Here is a 15,848-nt window from a genome sequence, read left to right as displayed (position 1 = left end):
CTTTATTTTTTATTTAAAGTGGTGACGTATTTTTCGTTGCCGCTGTTTTTTGCATTGAATTTTTATTTGCTTTGTATTTCGACCAAAAAAAGCCGAGCACTAAGCCAATACCAATTACAAAAGTAATCAGTGCTGCATTTGACCAAATTAATGGAGAGTCTTTAGTGAGTACACCAAAAAGTAATCCAAAAAATGCTGGAGCAATCGCAGAATTAGGTCCTTCTGAAATAGTTGGGGTTGCAATAACTGCAAATACAATAATCCATGTAATCCCACCTAATGGTGAAGGTAGACGTTTTGCGATCGAATACCAACACCTTAAAATAATCAGTGTCCCAAGAATATAGACAGTGATCGCAATATTATCTTCTGGTATAGAATCAAATAGGTTGAGGAAATTTGCCCATATTCCTGATAACTGTTCAAGCACCGCGTAATCCCTCTGGTTCAACCGCATTTGGATTAATTAACCCTTCAGGCGGCATTTGAAGAAAGAAGCCCTTGGTTTGTAATGAATCCAACACATGTAACACATTCACACGTGCCAATTTACGCGATTCATTTAACTCCAAATGCATCACATACGTTGCACGACCAAATGCAACACGCAATGGTTCAGCTAAAATCTCAAGTGGATCCGCATTTTCAGCTTCATTTGGATGATTTGGACGAGCCACATAAAGATACATTTCATCTTTTTTGCTCGACTTATAAATATCACAATGCATTTTATTCAACAGCGTAACTAAAACTCAAACAACAGCATACATGAAAAAAACAACGGATACATTAGCGTTTGTTAACGCATCAGTCGTTATTTTATGCTGTTTGTAAATTCTTTAACCAATTCATTTTGACTCAATCCAGATACACTTAAGGAAAAACTTCCATTTGCGTAGAAAGATAGCGTTTGTCATTCACCAGTATTTTAATGAGCGGTTGTGTTAATAATTCATAACGCCAACCCAGCAAATAGCGAGGTAAATCCTGTTCATCACGCTGAAAAACTACATGTTGATATAATGCATTCATCCATTTTTTACGCATAAGAACTTCTTTCGGAATTTGCATTTCAGTCGCAACATCTAAAATCAAATCCTCCACTGTCTGAGCAACCTCCTGTGAAGAATGCTTAATTGGGCGTGCAATACGCAATGGCCATTCATCCATATCAGGAAGAAATTTCAACAAATCTAAAATTGTTTTCCCATGCTCACGCACAATATTTGGACGAATATCTTTGCTTTGTGACAATTGGAAGTTATTTTTTGGATTTTTTTCGAGCAAATCATGCATCGTTGTATTTTTTAAAATAAAACTACGTGGTTGATTTAATGCTTTAGCAAGCTCTTCACGCCACAAACACAATTGTTGCAATTGCATCAATTGTTTACGTGAATGACGATAGTTACCAATATCACTGTATAACTTATCTTTTGGCGTTTCCTGCGCAATGTCATAGGTTAGATTATTACAATCTTCTACCACGCACGTATAAAGATTTTTATGATGCAATTGTTGTTTCAAATCATTTGCCAACTGCATGATATATAAAACATCATTTGCTGCATAATCCATTTGCTTACACGTTAAAGGTCGAGCCAACCAGTCTGAGCGAGTTTGATCTTTATCAATCTCAATATCTAAGACTGTTTTTAATGCAGATTGATAACTCACTTGTAAACCATGTCCTAAAAAAGACATGGCAACTTGGGTATCAAAAACATTTTCTAAACATTTTTTTTGTGAATAATGATAAATCAAGTCAATGTCTTCACTACATGCGTGAAATACATTTTGCTCTGCCTGATAAATAGATGCCCAAAATTCTGATAAATCTAAAGTTGTTCCATCAAGTAAAAATACTTGATCACAGACATTAATTTGGAACACGCCAAGTTTTGGCCATAATGTATCGACTTTGATAAATTCAGTATCTAGACCATAAATAGAACTCTGACGCATCAATTGGATCACGTGGTCGAGTTGTTTTTGCTGATTAATAAATTGAAACATGCCTGTTTTGCGTCAAAATGTTACATTTAAATGAAATGTTGATTTTACCTTAATATATAAAATATAAATATAATATTTTTAAAGTAATTTACAACAAAAGCTATATTTTTCAGCAATATCTATATAACAAATCTATTTTAAAAATAGTTTTTAACACTTAATCCCTATATAAATCCATTTATATCTGAATATTACTTGAAAACAATCACAATGATGATCTATGTGCATCGTGGCATAAAATTACTTTTTTTGAGTAAAATTCTGCATAGCAATTGTAAATATTTATATTCAAACAATAAATTTATGGAAAACTTTGTCTCTTATTCTCTTTACTTTTCCATATTTTGAGACATTTCATCAATAATTCAGGTTCTTTGATAAAAATTTAGACAAAAAAATAAGCACTAATGTGCTTATTTCATCTGCATCCGATTATGCACAGCTTGACTTAAGGTATGGCTATCGACATATTCAAGCTCGCCCCCTTGTGGCACACCTTGCGCAATACGGGTCACTTGTATCCCCAAGTGCTTGGTTGCTTCCACCAAATAGTGTGCTGTTGCTTGACCTTCCACTGTTGCATTGGTTGCCAAAATCACTTCTTGGACTTGCCCATTTGACAGTCTTTGCACCAAATAAGGAATGCCGATTTCTTCAGGTCCAATCCCATCCAAAGGTGACAAATGCCCTCCGAGAACATGATATTTCCCTTTAAAACTACCACTTTGTTCAATCGCCATCACATCAGCAGGTGACTCAACCACACAGAGGATTTGGTCATTACGTTCTGTAGACTGGCAAATATCACACACTTCATTTTCAGTTAAAGAATGACAAATGCAACATTCATGAATATAAGAAGTCGCTTCGTTTAAAGCAGATGCTAAAGCTACAGCACCTTCTTTGTTTTTCATAATCAAATGCAATGCCATGCGCTGCGCCGACTTCGGCCCAACACTTGGCAATATTCTTAATGCTTGTACCAATTGATCAAAACGGTTGCTAAACACCTAAGCAACCCTTAGAACATGCCTGCAAGACCTGGTGGTAAACCCATGCCTGCATTTGCTTCTTTCATTTTCGCTTCAGATACAACTTCTGCTTGTCGTGCAGCATCATTCATTGCCGCAGCGATTAAGTCTTCGATCATGTCTGCATCGTCTTGTAACAAGTCAGGACTAATTTCGATGCGTTTAACAACATTACGGCAAGTCATTGTAACTTTAACCAAACCACCACCTGCTTCGGCATGAACCTCAGTTTGAGCAAGTTCTTCTTTTGCCTTTTTGACATTATTTTCCATATCTTTTTGCATGCGTTGAGCTTGCTGCATGAGCATATTAATGTTCATAAAATTCTCCGAACATAAAGTGGTTTAAATTTTCATCGCTCAAGTCTAAACTCGCTTTTAGACTTGAGCATTTATTTCATTCCAGCAGATTCTAAATTAAATCTAAGCCACGAGAAAGGTCACCGATAATATCATCAATGTTTTCTAAGCCTACAGACACACGAATTAAACCTTCTACAATGCCTGCTGCTTGTTTTGCCTCAGCTGACATTCTGCCATGTGATGTCGTTGCAGGATGGGTAATTGTTGACTTTACATCACCTAAATTGCTGGTAATGGACAAGAAACGAGTATGATCAATGACTGTCCATGCACCTTGTCGCTCACCTTTCACTACAAACGAAACAACACCACCAAAGCCTGATTGTTGTTTTTTCGCCAAATCATGACCTGCATGGCTTGGTAGACCTGCATAATATACTTTTTCAACTTTTGGATGTGCATCCAGCCATTCAGCAAGTTTTTGTGCACTTTCGCAATGTGCTTTCATGCGCAAGCTAAGTGTTTCCAAACCTTTTAAGAAGATCCATGCATTAAATGGACTCATTGAATTACCTAATGTGCGAATCACACCATTAATTTCTTCAACAAGTTTGTCTTTCCCAACAACAGCACCACCTAACGCACGACCTTGTCCATCAATATATTTTGTTGATGAATAGATAATTAAGTCTGCACCAAATTTAATCGGTTGTTGCAATACGGGTGTACAGAAAGTATTGTCCACTGCAAATAAAGCACCATGTTCATGCGCAATATCAGCAATTGCTTGCATATCCCCTACTTGAGCCAATGGATTTGATGGTGTTTCAATAAACAATAGGCGTGTATTTGGACGAACTGCCTGTTTCCAACCATCTAAATCTTCTAAGTCAACAAATGTGACATCTACCGCAAATTTAACAACATATTTTTCAAATAAGGAAATAATTGAACCAAACACAGCACGTGAACAGATGACATGATCACCTGCTTTAAGATATGCCATACATACCGCATGTACCGCAGCCATACCTGAACTTGTTGCAACCGCACGTTCTGCACCATCTAAGACTGCCAAACGCTTTTCAAAAGTTTGTACGGTTGGATTGGTATAACGAGAATAGGTATTGCCTTCGATCTGTCCAGAAAATTTAGCCGCAGCATCAGCCGCATTTTCACACACAAAAGAAGATGTGAGAAAAATTGGTTCACTATGCTCACCCTCAAAACTACGATTATGACCTGTACGAATCGCTAATGTATCAAGTTGGTATTCTATGTCGTCTTGTTGGCTCATGTTAAATTCAGTGATCCACTGCCTTTGTAAAGTATTGCTAACATTTTGAGCGTCTAGTGTATTTAAGGTCAAGGTATAATGTGAAATTATCGCTTAGACTTCGATCAAACTTTTATGATTTTTGGACTAAAACGCCTTATGGAACAATTAACGAGTCATCCTCAAGTCCGTTCGAGCAAAATTAAAAATTTATCTAGACGTATTTTCAATGGTAAATCATTGGTTTTATCACAAACTACGCCTTATGAAATTATTGGTCACTACAATCAGGCTAAAATCCGCTTTTATGCTGCAACTGAACGGAAATACCTAGAACCTTTGGTATTCGTTGCACCTTTGGCGATCAATATGTCGATTTACGATCTTTATCCTTATCGTTCTTTGATTAAATATTTCACTGAACAAGGTTTTGATGTTTATTTATTGGATTGGGGCAAACTCAGTTATAAACATCGTTATCTCAATTTTTTAAATTTTATTGATGAAGCAATTCCATACTGTATTGATCAAATTCGTGCACACTCAAAAAGTGAACAAATTTCTCTACACGGCTGGAGTATGGCGGGCATTTTTGTGCTGCTTTATACAGCTTTAAAACAACCTAATTATGTGAAAAATCTAATAGTTTTAGGCAGTCCAATTGACAGTTATTCATCAGGTGGTATTGGCAAGCTCTATAAACGAGTAAATATGCTGCTGTCTAAAAACCATAAAATTCAACAATCTATTTATCATGGCATGATCCCAAAAAGAATTTTACATACACCTGGTATTTTAAATGCGATTGGTTTTAAAATTTTAGATCCCAAAGGTTGGTATGAAGGTCATAAACAACTTTTACTGAACCTAGACGATGAAAAACTACTACACGAACATGCAACTTTAGGTAATTTTTTAAACCATATGATTGATTATCCTGGGGGAGTCAATCAAGATATGCTGTTTAATATTTGGTTGCAAAACCCACTGAAAAAAGGCGCAATTCGCTTAAAAAAGCAAAACTATTGAGCTTAAAAATATTGATTGTTCACTTTTGATTGGTGCAGGTAAAAACGATCAAATGGTCACAGCAGCCTCTGTTAAGCCTTTGAGCGAATTGACAAATAGCCGTGATGTCACGTTTACTCTTATTCCTGGTGGGCATTTAGGCTTAATGTCGAGTCAAAAAAGTGCAGATGAGTTTTGGCCGATGCTTACCCAATGGTTAGATGAACGTTCAACACAATATAAGGACTAAATAATGACTCAATCAGTTGCATTTATTGGCTTAGGCGCAATGGGCTACCGTATGGCAGCACATTTACCCAAACATTTTAATGAGGTCTATGTGTGGAATAGAAATCAAGATAAAGCCAAGCAACATGCAGCTGAATATGGTACGCAAGCTGTTGATTTACAAAATGCTGTGCAAGCTGATGTAATTTTTTCTTGCTTACCTACTAGTCAAGAAGTCGATGCTATTTTGGCACAAGTACAACTTAAAAAAGGCTGTATTTGGGTCGATTGTACCAGTGGTGTCCCTGAAGCAGCCAAAACACAAGCACTACGTTTAGCTGAACAAGGGGTTCATTTCTTAGATGCCCCTGTCAGTGGGCAAACGATTGGCGCAGAAAATGCAACTTTGACCTTTATGGTTGGTGGTGACTCAAACGCTTTTCAACAAGCGCTTCCTGCCATGCAAGCCATGGGGAAATTAATCAAACGGGTTGGTGGTTCGGGGGCTGGCTTTGCTGTCAAAGCCATTAACAATATGATGATGGCTGTTCATCTCTGTGCTGCTGCCGAAGGATTTACCACCCTTAAGGCACATGATGTTGATTTAAATGAAGCACTTGCCTGTATTAATGCATCAAGTGGTAAAAGTGGCGTTACGGAAACAGCCTTACCACAACGTATTTTAAATCGTGAATTTCCATTGACTTTCGCTCTACCGCTTTTAGCCAAAGACACTGGTATCGCGATTGATTTAGTCCGAGAAGCCAAGCTTTCTGCGCCTGTAATTGGTTTGACTCAAAGCCTGATCCAAGCAGCAAATGCTTTGGCTGAACCCAATAGTGACTTTTCAACCGCTATAAAACTTTATGAATCGTGGAGTAACATCACTTTAGAATAATATGTTCCCGATGCGGCATATTAAATAATAGATATTTCAAAAGCATGGGTAAATACGCATGCTTTATTTAAAAGCTTGTTTTTTACTTTTTAAATAAACAGTGCTTCAGATATAAAAATGACTGATATTTAAATCATTTTGTAATATATGAATAAAATATGAAGTAAAATTACACTTGAATAATTTTTCATCATTGAAAAACAAAGATAGTCCTCTATAATCTAAACCATATAAGTGACAGTATGTCCAATTGAGGTAAACTCATGAAAAAGTTTTTAGTTACAACCTTTGCATTGACCAGTTTATTCATCGGTTCTTCTACTTTTGCTGCGGATAACGCACAAGAATGTAAAAAACTGCAAGATGACTATAACGTTATTTATGCATCAAAAGGTTTCTGCTTCAAAGACCCTGAAGCAAAAGCAAAATTTGGTAATGAAAACTGTTTTACATCAAAACCTAAGTTTTCTGAAAAAGAACAGCAAAAATTGGATCAAATTGCTGCGCGTCAAAAAGAATTAAGCTGTAAATAACGGTATGATAGATACTTTTATAGTTTAAAAACAGCATAAGCAAGGAATTTAAAATGGCTTACGATGATCAAAATATTTTTGCACGAATTTTACGTGGTGAACTTCCTGCAATAAAAATCTATGAAGATGAACAAGTGTTGGCATTCATGGATATCATGCCACAAGCCGATGGTCATACTTTAGTCATTCCAAAAACTCCAGCCGTGACATTACTTGATCTTCCACCAGATGCAGCCGCATATACCATCCAAGTGGTACAAAAAGTTGCCAATGCCATGAAAAAAGCACTCAATGTTCAAGGCATTGTACTCATGCAACTTTCAGGTGAAGCCGCAGGTCAAACTGTACCACATGTGCATTTTCACCTCATTCCAAGCTCAATACATGAACTTGGTAAGCATGCTGCACAAATGGGTGATCAAGAAAAAATTAAAGCATTTGCAGAACAAATCAAAGCTGCGCTTTAAAATAAAATACTTAAATCAATAAGAAATGAGGCTATTTAGCCTCATTTTTTTTATTCTTTAAAGAAAAATATCTATTATTTCAAACATTTTTTTCTTCTAGCAAACATTTCGTCATCAAAATGTCATCTGCTCTTCACCCATTTGTAACAAAGTTTTCAGATACTGCATCCAAGTTAGTGAGTCACGTAAAGATTTGTTTCTTACTGACGCTATATAAAAAATTTATAGGTTTATGCCCTACTAGGACAGATTTGGAGAAATCTCAATGAAAAAAGTGCTACTCGCTGCCGCAGTTGCATCATTCGGCTTAAGCGCAGCGCAAGCAGCGCCAACATTGTATGGTAAGCTCAATGTTTCGTTAAACCAAGTTCAAAATTATGATTTTGCAGACAACGATGAAACTCAATTAAATTCAAACTCTTCTCGTATTGGGGTTAAAGGCGAAGAAGCGTTAACAGATAATATTGCAGCGGTATATCAAGCTGAATGGGCTGTTTCTACTGATGGTTCAGGTTCAGATACAGACTGGAGCGCACGTAACCGTTTCTTAGGTCTTAAATTTAAAGACATTGGTACAGTAAAAGCGGGTAATTACGATTCTTATTTCAAAACTTCAGCAGGAAAATATCAAGACATCTTCAATGATGATACAAATCTAGATATTACCAAAACAATGCACGGCGAAGAGCGTCTAAAAAATGTCGTTGGTTTTGAAACTGATAAAAATCTGATCATTCCAGGTTTACAGTTCAACCTCATGGCACAAGTAGGTGAACATAACTCTACTGAATATACAACCAAAGAAAATGACAGCTTCAGTGGTGTTTCGACTTCTATTTCTTATGAAAATAAAGACATCGGTTTAGCTGCTGCGATTGCAGGTAACTTCGCTGTACCAGGTGATTATGCTGCACTGAGCTTAAAAGATGTTGAGTCTGACGCTTATCGTGTAACAGGCTCGTTAGACTTAGGTGCTTTAGGTGCGAAAGGTTTAGTTTTTGGTGCTTTATGGCAACATGCTGAACTTTCTGACTCACCTTCTGCTGCGGCATTAGCTGCTGCAAAACTTAAACCTGAAGCTGCATCTGCTGAAGAAAAAGCATGGGCAATTACTGCGGGTTATACCATCCCAGAAACACCAGTAACTTTAAAAGCACAATATCAATCGGCTGAAACGACTGCTGATGGCATGACGGATCGCACGATTGACCAATATGGTGTTGGTGTGGATTATAACTTCAATAAACAAACACGTTTCTATGGTGTACTTGCACAACAGAAACAAGATTGGAAAGCTGAAGATAAGAAAACTGTCGTTGGCGTAGGTATGGAATATAATTTCTAATATATCCTAAGCGACAAAATAAGAAAGGAATATGAGCAATCATGTTCCTTTTCTAATTCATTAATCATAAAATATGATTACATTAAATTTTCAACTTCACCTGTCACAGGATTATAACTTCCCATCATGCGTCCTGAAGGGTCATAAAGTACAATTTCTTCAACACCTTCAAACTCGGCATATCTTTGATTTACCAATCTAAATAGTCTATTTGGATCATAAGCCTCTATCTCAGTTACAATTTGTTCAACTTCATAATGAGCGAATGTTTTTGTGATTGCTATTAAAGCTTGCTCCAAACGTATGGCATTCACTTCATAATCAGGGTTAATACCACCACGTAGATCCGCACGATAAGCTAACCAATCGGTTGCATAAGTTGACAAAATAAATTCTATTTTATTATTTTCAAAATAAATAGTAATACAAAAACCATCCTCTGAAAAAACTTTATTGCCATTTTCTAACAACAGCGTTAAGCCATTAATATCAATTGTATAAGGAATTTTTTTTTCTACATGATTAAATTGATGAAATAAATCAAACCAATAATCTGTATCTTTATAATCATCTTTATCTAAGATTATATAATCTTGAATATCATATTCAAATGAAGAACTATCAACAACTTGAACATCATCTTTTAATTTTATTTTTTTTGGAAAAAAAATTCCGTATTCTTCCAAGATTATGAGTAAGGTACATAAGTCATTCATTAATGAATCTTTAGTAGAATCATCTTCTATCGAGTCTATTTCCTGTGTAAAATTCCATGTCCCAAAGGGCTTTCCAAATATAATCATCATTCATTTCTTTTTAATATTCGATTTGTAACTGCTATTTTATAAGACGATCCTTAAATTTTAAAATACATTGTGAATTTTTATACAAAGAGATTTAAACATTAAACCTCTTTGATGTGATATAAATGTTATTTCAAAACACTGACCTTTCCATACACTTCTTTGGGCATTTCAGCGATTTCGACACACAATTGTATTTCTAAACCTGATGCTTGATATTTGTCAAAATTTTTTAAACATGTCAATAATTGCTCAGAAATCAATTGACGTTGTTCTAAAGTACGCCCTGTCATAATGCCTAAACGTACATGAATATACGCTTGTTGATTATCACCAAAACCAATCAAAAAATCCTGATTGGCACGGATACGTGTTTTGATATTAAAAGGATGGTCAATCAAACCCGTATCAAACAAAGCATGATTTAAATTTAACATCAAATCTTGATGATTCAGTTCTGTGATATTGTCTGAATACTCAACAACCATTTGTGGCACGACACGCTTCCTTTTTTGGCATTTTGCCCAATAAATTAAAATAATTTAATGTAAAATTCAATATCTTTTTCAATATTAAAATTTACATTATTCGATAAATAACAGTGCTAAACGTACTTGGTCATAGCCCATTTTCGGACTGGTTAACTCGACAATTGGACGTAACTTGATTGTACCCTCTTCACTAAAATGGCTTGGATCTTGACGTTTTTGCAATTTTTTATAAATTTTACGTACTTGCTCAAGCACATTTTCATCTGGGCTCGCCACCGAAATGTCTAAACCTTGTTCACGGTGTAATTTTGCCAAATGATTGATAATAGTCGCAGGTGTCAAGCCTCGTTCATTGGCAATATCCTGAATTTCATAACCATTTTCAAACAACTCACGGGTTTCATCCAAAGTTGCTGTGGCATAATTGGTTTTACCCCCAGTTTTTGCTAACTTTTTCTCATTGCGTTGAATTTCAGACGCATTCAATGTACCACCACAATGGCGAATAAAGGCATTGTGCTGAACAGTCAAATCTTCTTCAGCAAAGTGTTGTTCTGCCTCAGTTGACAGTTCTTGGAAACGGCGATCTGCCTTGATGGCTAGACTGTCTAACTCTAAAGCTTGTTCGTTAAAACCAAGTAAACGCAAGCCATTGATTGATTTTAAACGTGACAGTGCCACATAACCTTGACCTTTTTCAAAGGTATGTGACAGATTAATTTCAGCTGCTTCTAGCGTCATACCTTGTGATTTATGAATGGTAATTGCCCATGCCAAACGTAATGGAACTTGCTGTAAACTGGCAATGGTTTTACCTGCATCATTATCCACTGACCATGTTTCAGGTTCGACCAACAAAGTCGTGCCATCCGTCAGCTTTACTTTAGGCAATAAACCCAATTCATCATCTTCTTCAAAACCAACCACTTCACCCAAACTGCCATTGATATAACCCATATCAAAGTTGTTTTTTACAAACATCACTTTGGCATGTTTTTTTAGGGTTAATTCATCGGGCGCACGAACTGAAGACTTAAGGGTTTCAATCAATTTTTCATTGCCATCAGTCACTGCAACAAACTGATGTTCTTTACCTGAAATTTCATTTAAATGCTTATAATTAATATTGTCCACGTCCATATTATGAGTATATAGACGTGTATAGGTATCACCAATGTCTTGATTACGGGTGTTATGTAGGGCTTGCAAATGTTGTGGTTGAATACTTTGCGCTCGAATTGCATTTAAAACATCATTCAATGCCGAATCATCTTGACGATGTTGTTCGGTCAAATAGCACACTCGAAATTTGGCTTCAACCCATGCATTTGACATAAAACAAAACTTATCACGGTTTTTTTCATCATTTTTTCCTACAGGTGGTAACTGAAAAAAATCCCCCGCAGCAATGACTTGAATCCCACCAAAAGCCTCATCAGACTCTTTAAAATATTTTAAACTTGATTGACCAAATTCAGTTGTTTGGCATGTAGCATCGAAATTTCATCAATAATCAATACTTGGGCATTTTCCAAATGCTCTTTTAAATATTTACGTTCTTTCATGCGTTTCAGATCTTCATCTGAAAGGACATCTTTAATGCCAATGCCTGCCCAAGTATGAATGGTCATACCATTCATGTGCGTTGCTGCGATGCCTGTAGATGCCGTAATCGCCACAGGAACTTTGCGAACTTTCAAGTAATTTATATACTGATTTAAGGTATATGTTTTTCCTGCACCTGCTGAACCTGTCAAAAAGACATTTTCACCTGTTTTCATGAGTTTCAGCGCAGTTTCTTGTTTCATAACAACCTAGACCTTATCAGACCGCTATAGCCTAACGATTTTTGACAAAAAAGTTAAGTTTTTATGCCAAAATCCGTGCATCGACCCGCCGTTTACGCAGCATCAAATTAAATTCAGCAATAAAAGCAGAGACTTTGCTAAGACAAGCATCATCTGCGGCACGATTACTTGGATATTCTAGTTGATCAAAATGTAATTGATCATCTTTATACACACAGCCCAATGTCAAGCATTGTGTAGGGTGATGCTCTGGATAAATATGAAATGCCACATATTCCTGTGCCAACATACGCTCAGTATATGAATGTGCCAAACAGTGTTTATAGTCCACAGACTCTTGAATTACACGTTCTAATTCATGTAATTCTTCAAAGCACCAACCTTCAAAATACATGATCGGCTCAGGTGAAATTCGCTGCCAACTTTCTGTTTCAATACGATGTTTCAAATAATTTAAAGTATTGTCAAACTCAAGTTTTTGATGCCATTCATGTGCTTGCTGAAATAATGCTTGCCAAGTCATATTTTTATTTACATCACGTTGTTGTGAAAAGTGATCCAATAAATAATCCGCCACATAAGCATTAAAAATACTGATCGAACGCTGCGGATGAGTCACTTGATATTTAAAAAGCTGCCTAAACGCAGAGACTTCCATTTTCGACTGTTGTAAAGCTTTAAAAAAGTCGTGTTGTTGATGCGTTTTAGGATCAATAAAATTCCATAGCTCAGTCGGTAAATTTTGCACAATTTTCTGTAAAAACAACATATATGCTTGCATTACTCTGCTCAGTTTTACATAACATTGTTTGAGTAATTTCGCATTGTTTTTCGATAATATATGTACCAGCTCAAGCCATTCTTCGACATATAACATCGAAGCACTAATGGCATTTTTTTGATCTAAATGTTCACGACTTTCATTTAAACGATATTTTTTATTTTCAGGGTTTAAAAACCATTGCTGCTCAAGCGATAAGTGTCGGCATTCTGCTAAAAATAAACGAGCTGCAACATTTTGAAAATATTGCAGTGTTAATACAATGACTTGTGGATGCACATGACTACTATCGACAAAACTCAACGCCGTTACAGCGACTCGCAAATTTGGATTTTGAATGGATTGACTCAACCATAAATTTAACTCAAGTTTTTGTTTAAATAACCAATTTACTGCTTTGGCTTGGTAAAAAACAGGAAGTCGTGCCAGTTGTGAATCATCCCAATATGAGCTTTTAGCATCTAAAAAGTGTGCTTTATCAAGTAAATTTTGATATTGCCAATAGCCTCGATGCATCAATTTTGCATAAGCGATGACATTTGGTTTTTCAAGCGCATGTTGTCTTAATAATTGGAAATCTTGTTGATGTTCAAGCAGATTGATCAAGTTAAATTGTTCAGGATAGAAACATTGCACTAAATGATAAATTTCTTCAGGCAAAAATTTTTGTGCTGAAAAACACAATTCCTCATAGATTGGAATCAGTTCATTAACAGCAATAAATTGTTCCCCTTTCACCGAATTCGCCAAACATAAATGTTTAATATTTAACTCTACATCTAAGGGAATTTGTGTTCCATGTTCAGCAAAAGCAGTTAAATGTGGCTGATCATAGTAATGTTGCTGCACCAATAACGCATCAATCTGTACTGCATCATGTACTGAAATATTATAGATAAATTGTTCAATATGATTTTCAGCATCGACCCATTCAAATACTTGTTCCATCAAGGCTTGACGTAGCACTTGAACATTGGTTTTGATCGTGGTTGGATGTTGTGGTGAACGGTTGCCTGTCAGAAAGGCGATGTCTTGTAAAATAACTTTTGAAATTTTTTCTATTGGTAAATCTATATCATGTACTCGCAACTGCAATATTTCATTTTCATGATTAAAATCAATAATCAATAATCCATTTGCAATCAAAAGTTGTTTATTTCCCACATCCATTCGCAACATATTTTGTGCATCAATATGCTGTAAATACACCCATTGCTGCTGGAAAATGTGTCGCAATGTTGGCGCAATATTCAATAATTGTTGTGCTGTCCACTGATGTGGATTTATGTGTTGTTGATCATCAAGTGGCAACATATGGATGTGTTTCTCATGTCAAATATTCCCCAATACCAGTCCATTATAAGCGCTCTACTTTGAAGATTTGTGTTCTTTTTCGCTTTATTTTTTATGAATTTTTCTTATTTAAAATTTTTATTAAAATCCACACTTCAAATAACTTATTCATTTTATTTATTTTTATTTGGTAGGTGTTTAGTAGGTATAAAAATTAAATCGCTCAGGCAATACTCATTCTCAAGGTGATCATCACCTGTTGGATGATTAATAACAAATATGGTAGAAGGAATCGCACCATGGCTTTTAAAAATATTGCAGATCAAACAAACGGCTTTTATATCCCTTGTGTTTCATTATTTGGACCAGGTTGTGCCAAAGAAGTGGGTGCTAAAGCACAGAACTTAGGTGCTAAAAAAGCACTGATCGTAACAGATGCAGGTTTATTTAAATTTGGCGTTGCAGATATCATCGTTGGTTACCTAAAAGATGCTGGCGTAGACAGCCACGTTTTTCCAGGCGCAGAACCAAACCCAACAGATATCAACGTTCATAACGGTGTGAAAGAATATAACGACAATGGCTGTGATTTCATCGTATCTCTTGGTGGCGGTTCATCACATGACTGCGCAAAAGGGATCGGCTTAGTTACTGCAGGTGGTGGTCATATCCGTGATTATGAAGGGATCGATCAAAGTAAAGTTCCTATGACACCGCTTGTTGCAATCAACACGACTGCAGGCACAGCATCTGAAATGACACGTTTCTGTATCATTACCAATACAGATACACATGTAAAAATGGCGATTGTAGACTGGCGTTGTACTCCACTGGTTGCTATTGATGATCCTAAGCTCATGATCGCAAAACCTGCGGCATTGACTGCTGCAACAGGTATGGATGCATTAACACATGCGGTTGAAGCATATGTGTCTACTGCTGCAAATCCAATCACAGATGCATGTGCTGAAAAAGCGATTACCATGATCAGTGAATGGTTACGTCCTGCTGTGGCTAACGGTGAGAACTTAGAAGCACGTGATGCAATGGCGTATGCACAATACCTTGCGGGTATGGCATTTAACAATGCATCTCTTGGTTATGTTCACGCAATGGCACATCAACTCGGTGGTTTCTACAACCTTCCACACGGCGTGTGTAATGCGATCTTATTACCACATGTATGTGAATTTAACCTAATTTCTTGTCCAGATCGTTATGTGAAAATCGCACAACTCATGGGTGTAGATACACATGGTTTAACACAAACTGAAGCTGCTAATGCTGCGATTACCGCAATTCGTGAGTTATCTGCATCAATCGGTATTCCATCTGGTTTAGCAGAACTTGGCGTAAAAGCTGAAGATCATGCGGTGATGACTTCAAATGCGCAAAAAGATGCGTGTATGTTAACCAATCCACGTAAAGCAACTGATGCACAAGTGATTGCTATTTTTGAGGCGGCAATGTAACTCTCTCCTTTTTCGCTTTATTTTCCGAACTACTTTTTGGGAATATCTTGACCGATATTCCCTTTTTTTATTATGATTTTTTCAATAACAATAATA

The 15,848-nt window shown here is 36.3% G+C and carries 14 protein-coding genes and 2 pseudogenes; 6 read left to right on the top strand and 10 right to left on the bottom strand.

The features are described from left to right. Positions 1 to 13: 13 nt before the first annotated feature. The 6 genes from AVJ19_RS10605 to AVJ19_RS10580 form a co-directional block, all read right to left on the bottom strand. On the bottom strand, positions 14 to 457 hold the full coding sequence (locus tag AVJ19_RS10605; RefSeq protein WP_111859681.1) for a hypothetical protein: 444 nt from the start codon (positions 455 to 457) through the stop codon (positions 14 to 16). Continuing rightward, the gene (locus AVJ19_RS10600) at positions 423 to 728 is read right to left on the bottom strand and encodes a YcgL domain-containing protein (protein ID WP_111859680.1); all 306 of its coding nucleotides are present in this window, start codon (positions 726 to 728) and stop codon (positions 423 to 425) included. Before AVJ19_RS10600 ends, AVJ19_RS10605 begins: the two co-directional genes overlap by 35 nt. Positions 729 to 873: 145 nt before the next feature. Next, a complete protein-coding gene (locus tag AVJ19_RS10595) occupies positions 874 to 2,016 on the bottom strand; it encodes a ribonuclease D (protein ID WP_111859679.1) in 1,143 nt (380 codons plus the stop codon). 413 nt (positions 2,017 to 2,429) lie between these two features. Beyond that, positions 2,430 to 3,026, bottom strand: a complete 597-nt coding sequence (gene recR / locus AVJ19_RS10590) for a recombination mediator RecR (RefSeq protein ID WP_111859678.1) — start codon at positions 3,024 to 3,026, stop codon at positions 2,430 to 2,432. An 11-nt stretch (positions 3,027 to 3,037) separates the two neighbouring features. Continuing rightward, a complete protein-coding gene (locus AVJ19_RS10585; RefSeq protein ID WP_111859677.1) occupies positions 3,038 to 3,367 on the bottom strand; it encodes a YbaB/EbfC family nucleoid-associated protein in 330 nt (109 codons plus the stop codon). A 91-nt stretch (positions 3,368 to 3,458) separates the two neighbouring features. Continuing rightward, the gene (locus AVJ19_RS10580; RefSeq protein WP_111859676.1) at positions 3,459 to 4,646 is read right to left on the bottom strand and encodes an O-succinylhomoserine sulfhydrylase; all 1,188 of its coding nucleotides are present in this window, start codon (positions 4,644 to 4,646) and stop codon (positions 3,459 to 3,461) included. A 138-nt stretch (positions 4,647 to 4,784) separates the two neighbouring features. Here AVJ19_RS10580 and AVJ19_RS10575 point away from each other — a divergent pair. The 5 genes and pseudogenes from AVJ19_RS10575 to AVJ19_RS10555 all read left to right on the top strand — a co-directional run bounded on the left by AVJ19_RS10575 (position 4,785) and on the right by AVJ19_RS10555 (position 9,104). After that, positions 4,785 to 5,883 (top strand): annotated as a pseudogene (locus AVJ19_RS10575) (alpha/beta fold hydrolase). 3 nt (positions 5,884 to 5,886) lie between these two features. Continuing rightward, the gene (locus AVJ19_RS10570; RefSeq protein WP_111859675.1) at positions 5,887 to 6,759 is read left to right on the top strand and encodes an NAD(P)-dependent oxidoreductase; all 873 of its coding nucleotides are present in this window, start codon (positions 5,887 to 5,889) and stop codon (positions 6,757 to 6,759) included. Positions 6,760 to 7,022: 263 nt separating this feature from the next. Further along, positions 7,023 to 7,292 (top strand): YARHG domain-containing protein, encoded by a 270-nt coding sequence (locus AVJ19_RS10565; RefSeq protein WP_111859674.1) that lies wholly within the window; start codon positions 7,023 to 7,025, stop codon positions 7,290 to 7,292. Between the two features lie 53 nt (positions 7,293 to 7,345). After that, positions 7,346 to 7,759 (top strand): HIT family protein, encoded by a 414-nt coding sequence (locus AVJ19_RS10560; RefSeq protein WP_111859673.1) that lies wholly within the window; start codon positions 7,346 to 7,348, stop codon positions 7,757 to 7,759. A gap of 265 nt (positions 7,760 to 8,024) precedes the next feature. Then, positions 8,025 to 9,104 (top strand): porin, encoded by a 1,080-nt coding sequence (locus AVJ19_RS10555; RefSeq protein ID WP_111859672.1) that lies wholly within the window; start codon positions 8,025 to 8,027, stop codon positions 9,102 to 9,104. 77 nt (positions 9,105 to 9,181) lie between these two features. On the opposite strand, the gene AVJ19_RS10550 is transcribed toward AVJ19_RS10555, so the two are convergent. The 4 genes and pseudogenes from AVJ19_RS10550 to AVJ19_RS10535 all read right to left on the bottom strand — a co-directional run bounded on the left by AVJ19_RS10550 (position 9,182) and on the right by AVJ19_RS10535 (position 14,301). Further along, complete coding sequence (locus AVJ19_RS10550; protein ID WP_162626583.1) at positions 9,182 to 9,910, bottom strand: hypothetical protein; 729 nt, start codon at positions 9,908 to 9,910, stop codon at positions 9,182 to 9,184. A gap of 125 nt (positions 9,911 to 10,035) precedes the next feature. Beyond that, positions 10,036 to 10,404 (bottom strand): 5-carboxymethyl-2-hydroxymuconate Delta-isomerase, encoded by a 369-nt coding sequence (locus tag AVJ19_RS10545; RefSeq protein ID WP_111859670.1) that lies wholly within the window; start codon positions 10,402 to 10,404, stop codon positions 10,036 to 10,038. 87 nt (positions 10,405 to 10,491) lie between these two features. Beyond that, positions 10,492 to 12,206, bottom strand: a pseudogene (locus AVJ19_RS10540) (AAA family ATPase). A gap of 61 nt (positions 12,207 to 12,267) precedes the next feature. Beyond that, complete coding sequence (locus AVJ19_RS10535) at positions 12,268 to 14,301, bottom strand: hypothetical protein (RefSeq protein WP_111859669.1); 2,034 nt, start codon at positions 14,299 to 14,301, stop codon at positions 12,268 to 12,270. A gap of 278 nt (positions 14,302 to 14,579) precedes the next feature. Here AVJ19_RS10535 and mdh point away from each other — a divergent pair, with 278 nt between their 5' ends. Further along, a complete protein-coding gene (gene mdh / locus AVJ19_RS10530; protein WP_111859668.1) occupies positions 14,580 to 15,752 on the top strand; it encodes an iron-dependent methanol dehydrogenase in 1,173 nt (390 codons plus the stop codon). The last annotated feature ends 96 nt before the right edge of the window (positions 15,753 to 15,848 follow it).

It is taken from the genome of Acinetobacter sp. CFCC 10889, from assembly GCF_003268395.1.
GTDB lineage: Bacteria > Pseudomonadota > Gammaproteobacteria > Pseudomonadales > Moraxellaceae > Acinetobacter.
This window is presented reverse-complemented; position numbering and strand designations above follow the sequence as displayed.

What these genes read in the sequence shown, in the direction of transcription:
- AVJ19_RS10605 (WP_111859681.1), bottom strand. Translation starts at nt 457, where the DNA reads ATGCGGTTGAACCAGAGGGATTACGCGGTGCTTGAACAGTTATCAGGA.
- AVJ19_RS10600 (WP_111859680.1), bottom strand. Translation starts at nt 728, where the DNA reads ATGCATTGTGATATTTATAAGTCGAGCAAAAAAGATGAAATGTATCTT.
- AVJ19_RS10595 (WP_111859679.1), bottom strand. Translation starts at nt 2,016, where the DNA reads ATGTTTCAATTTATTAATCAGCAAAAACAACTCGACCACGTGATCCAA.
- AVJ19_RS10585 (WP_111859677.1), bottom strand. Translation starts at nt 3,367, where the DNA reads ATGAACATTAATATGCTCATGCAGCAAGCTCAACGCATGCAAAAAGAT.
- AVJ19_RS10580 (WP_111859676.1), bottom strand. Translation starts at nt 4,646, where the DNA reads ATGAGCCAACAAGACGACATAGAATACCAACTTGATACATTAGCGATT.
- AVJ19_RS10570 (WP_111859675.1), top strand. Translation starts at nt 5,887, where the DNA reads ATGACTCAATCAGTTGCATTTATTGGCTTAGGCGCAATGGGCTACCGT.
- AVJ19_RS10565 (WP_111859674.1), top strand. Translation starts at nt 7,023, where the DNA reads ATGAAAAAGTTTTTAGTTACAACCTTTGCATTGACCAGTTTATTCATC.
- AVJ19_RS10560 (WP_111859673.1), top strand. Translation starts at nt 7,346, where the DNA reads ATGGCTTACGATGATCAAAATATTTTTGCACGAATTTTACGTGGTGAA.
- AVJ19_RS10555 (WP_111859672.1), top strand. Translation starts at nt 8,025, where the DNA reads ATGAAAAAAGTGCTACTCGCTGCCGCAGTTGCATCATTCGGCTTAAGC.
- AVJ19_RS10550 (WP_162626583.1), bottom strand. Translation starts at nt 9,910, where the DNA reads ATGATGATTATATTTGGAAAGCCCTTTGGGACATGGAATTTTACACAG.
- AVJ19_RS10535 (WP_111859669.1), bottom strand. Translation starts at nt 14,301, where the DNA reads ATGTTGCCACTTGATGATCAACAACACATAAATCCACATCAGTGGACA.
- mdh (WP_111859668.1), top strand. Translation starts at nt 14,580, where the DNA reads ATGGCTTTTAAAAATATTGCAGATCAAACAAACGGCTTTTATATCCCT.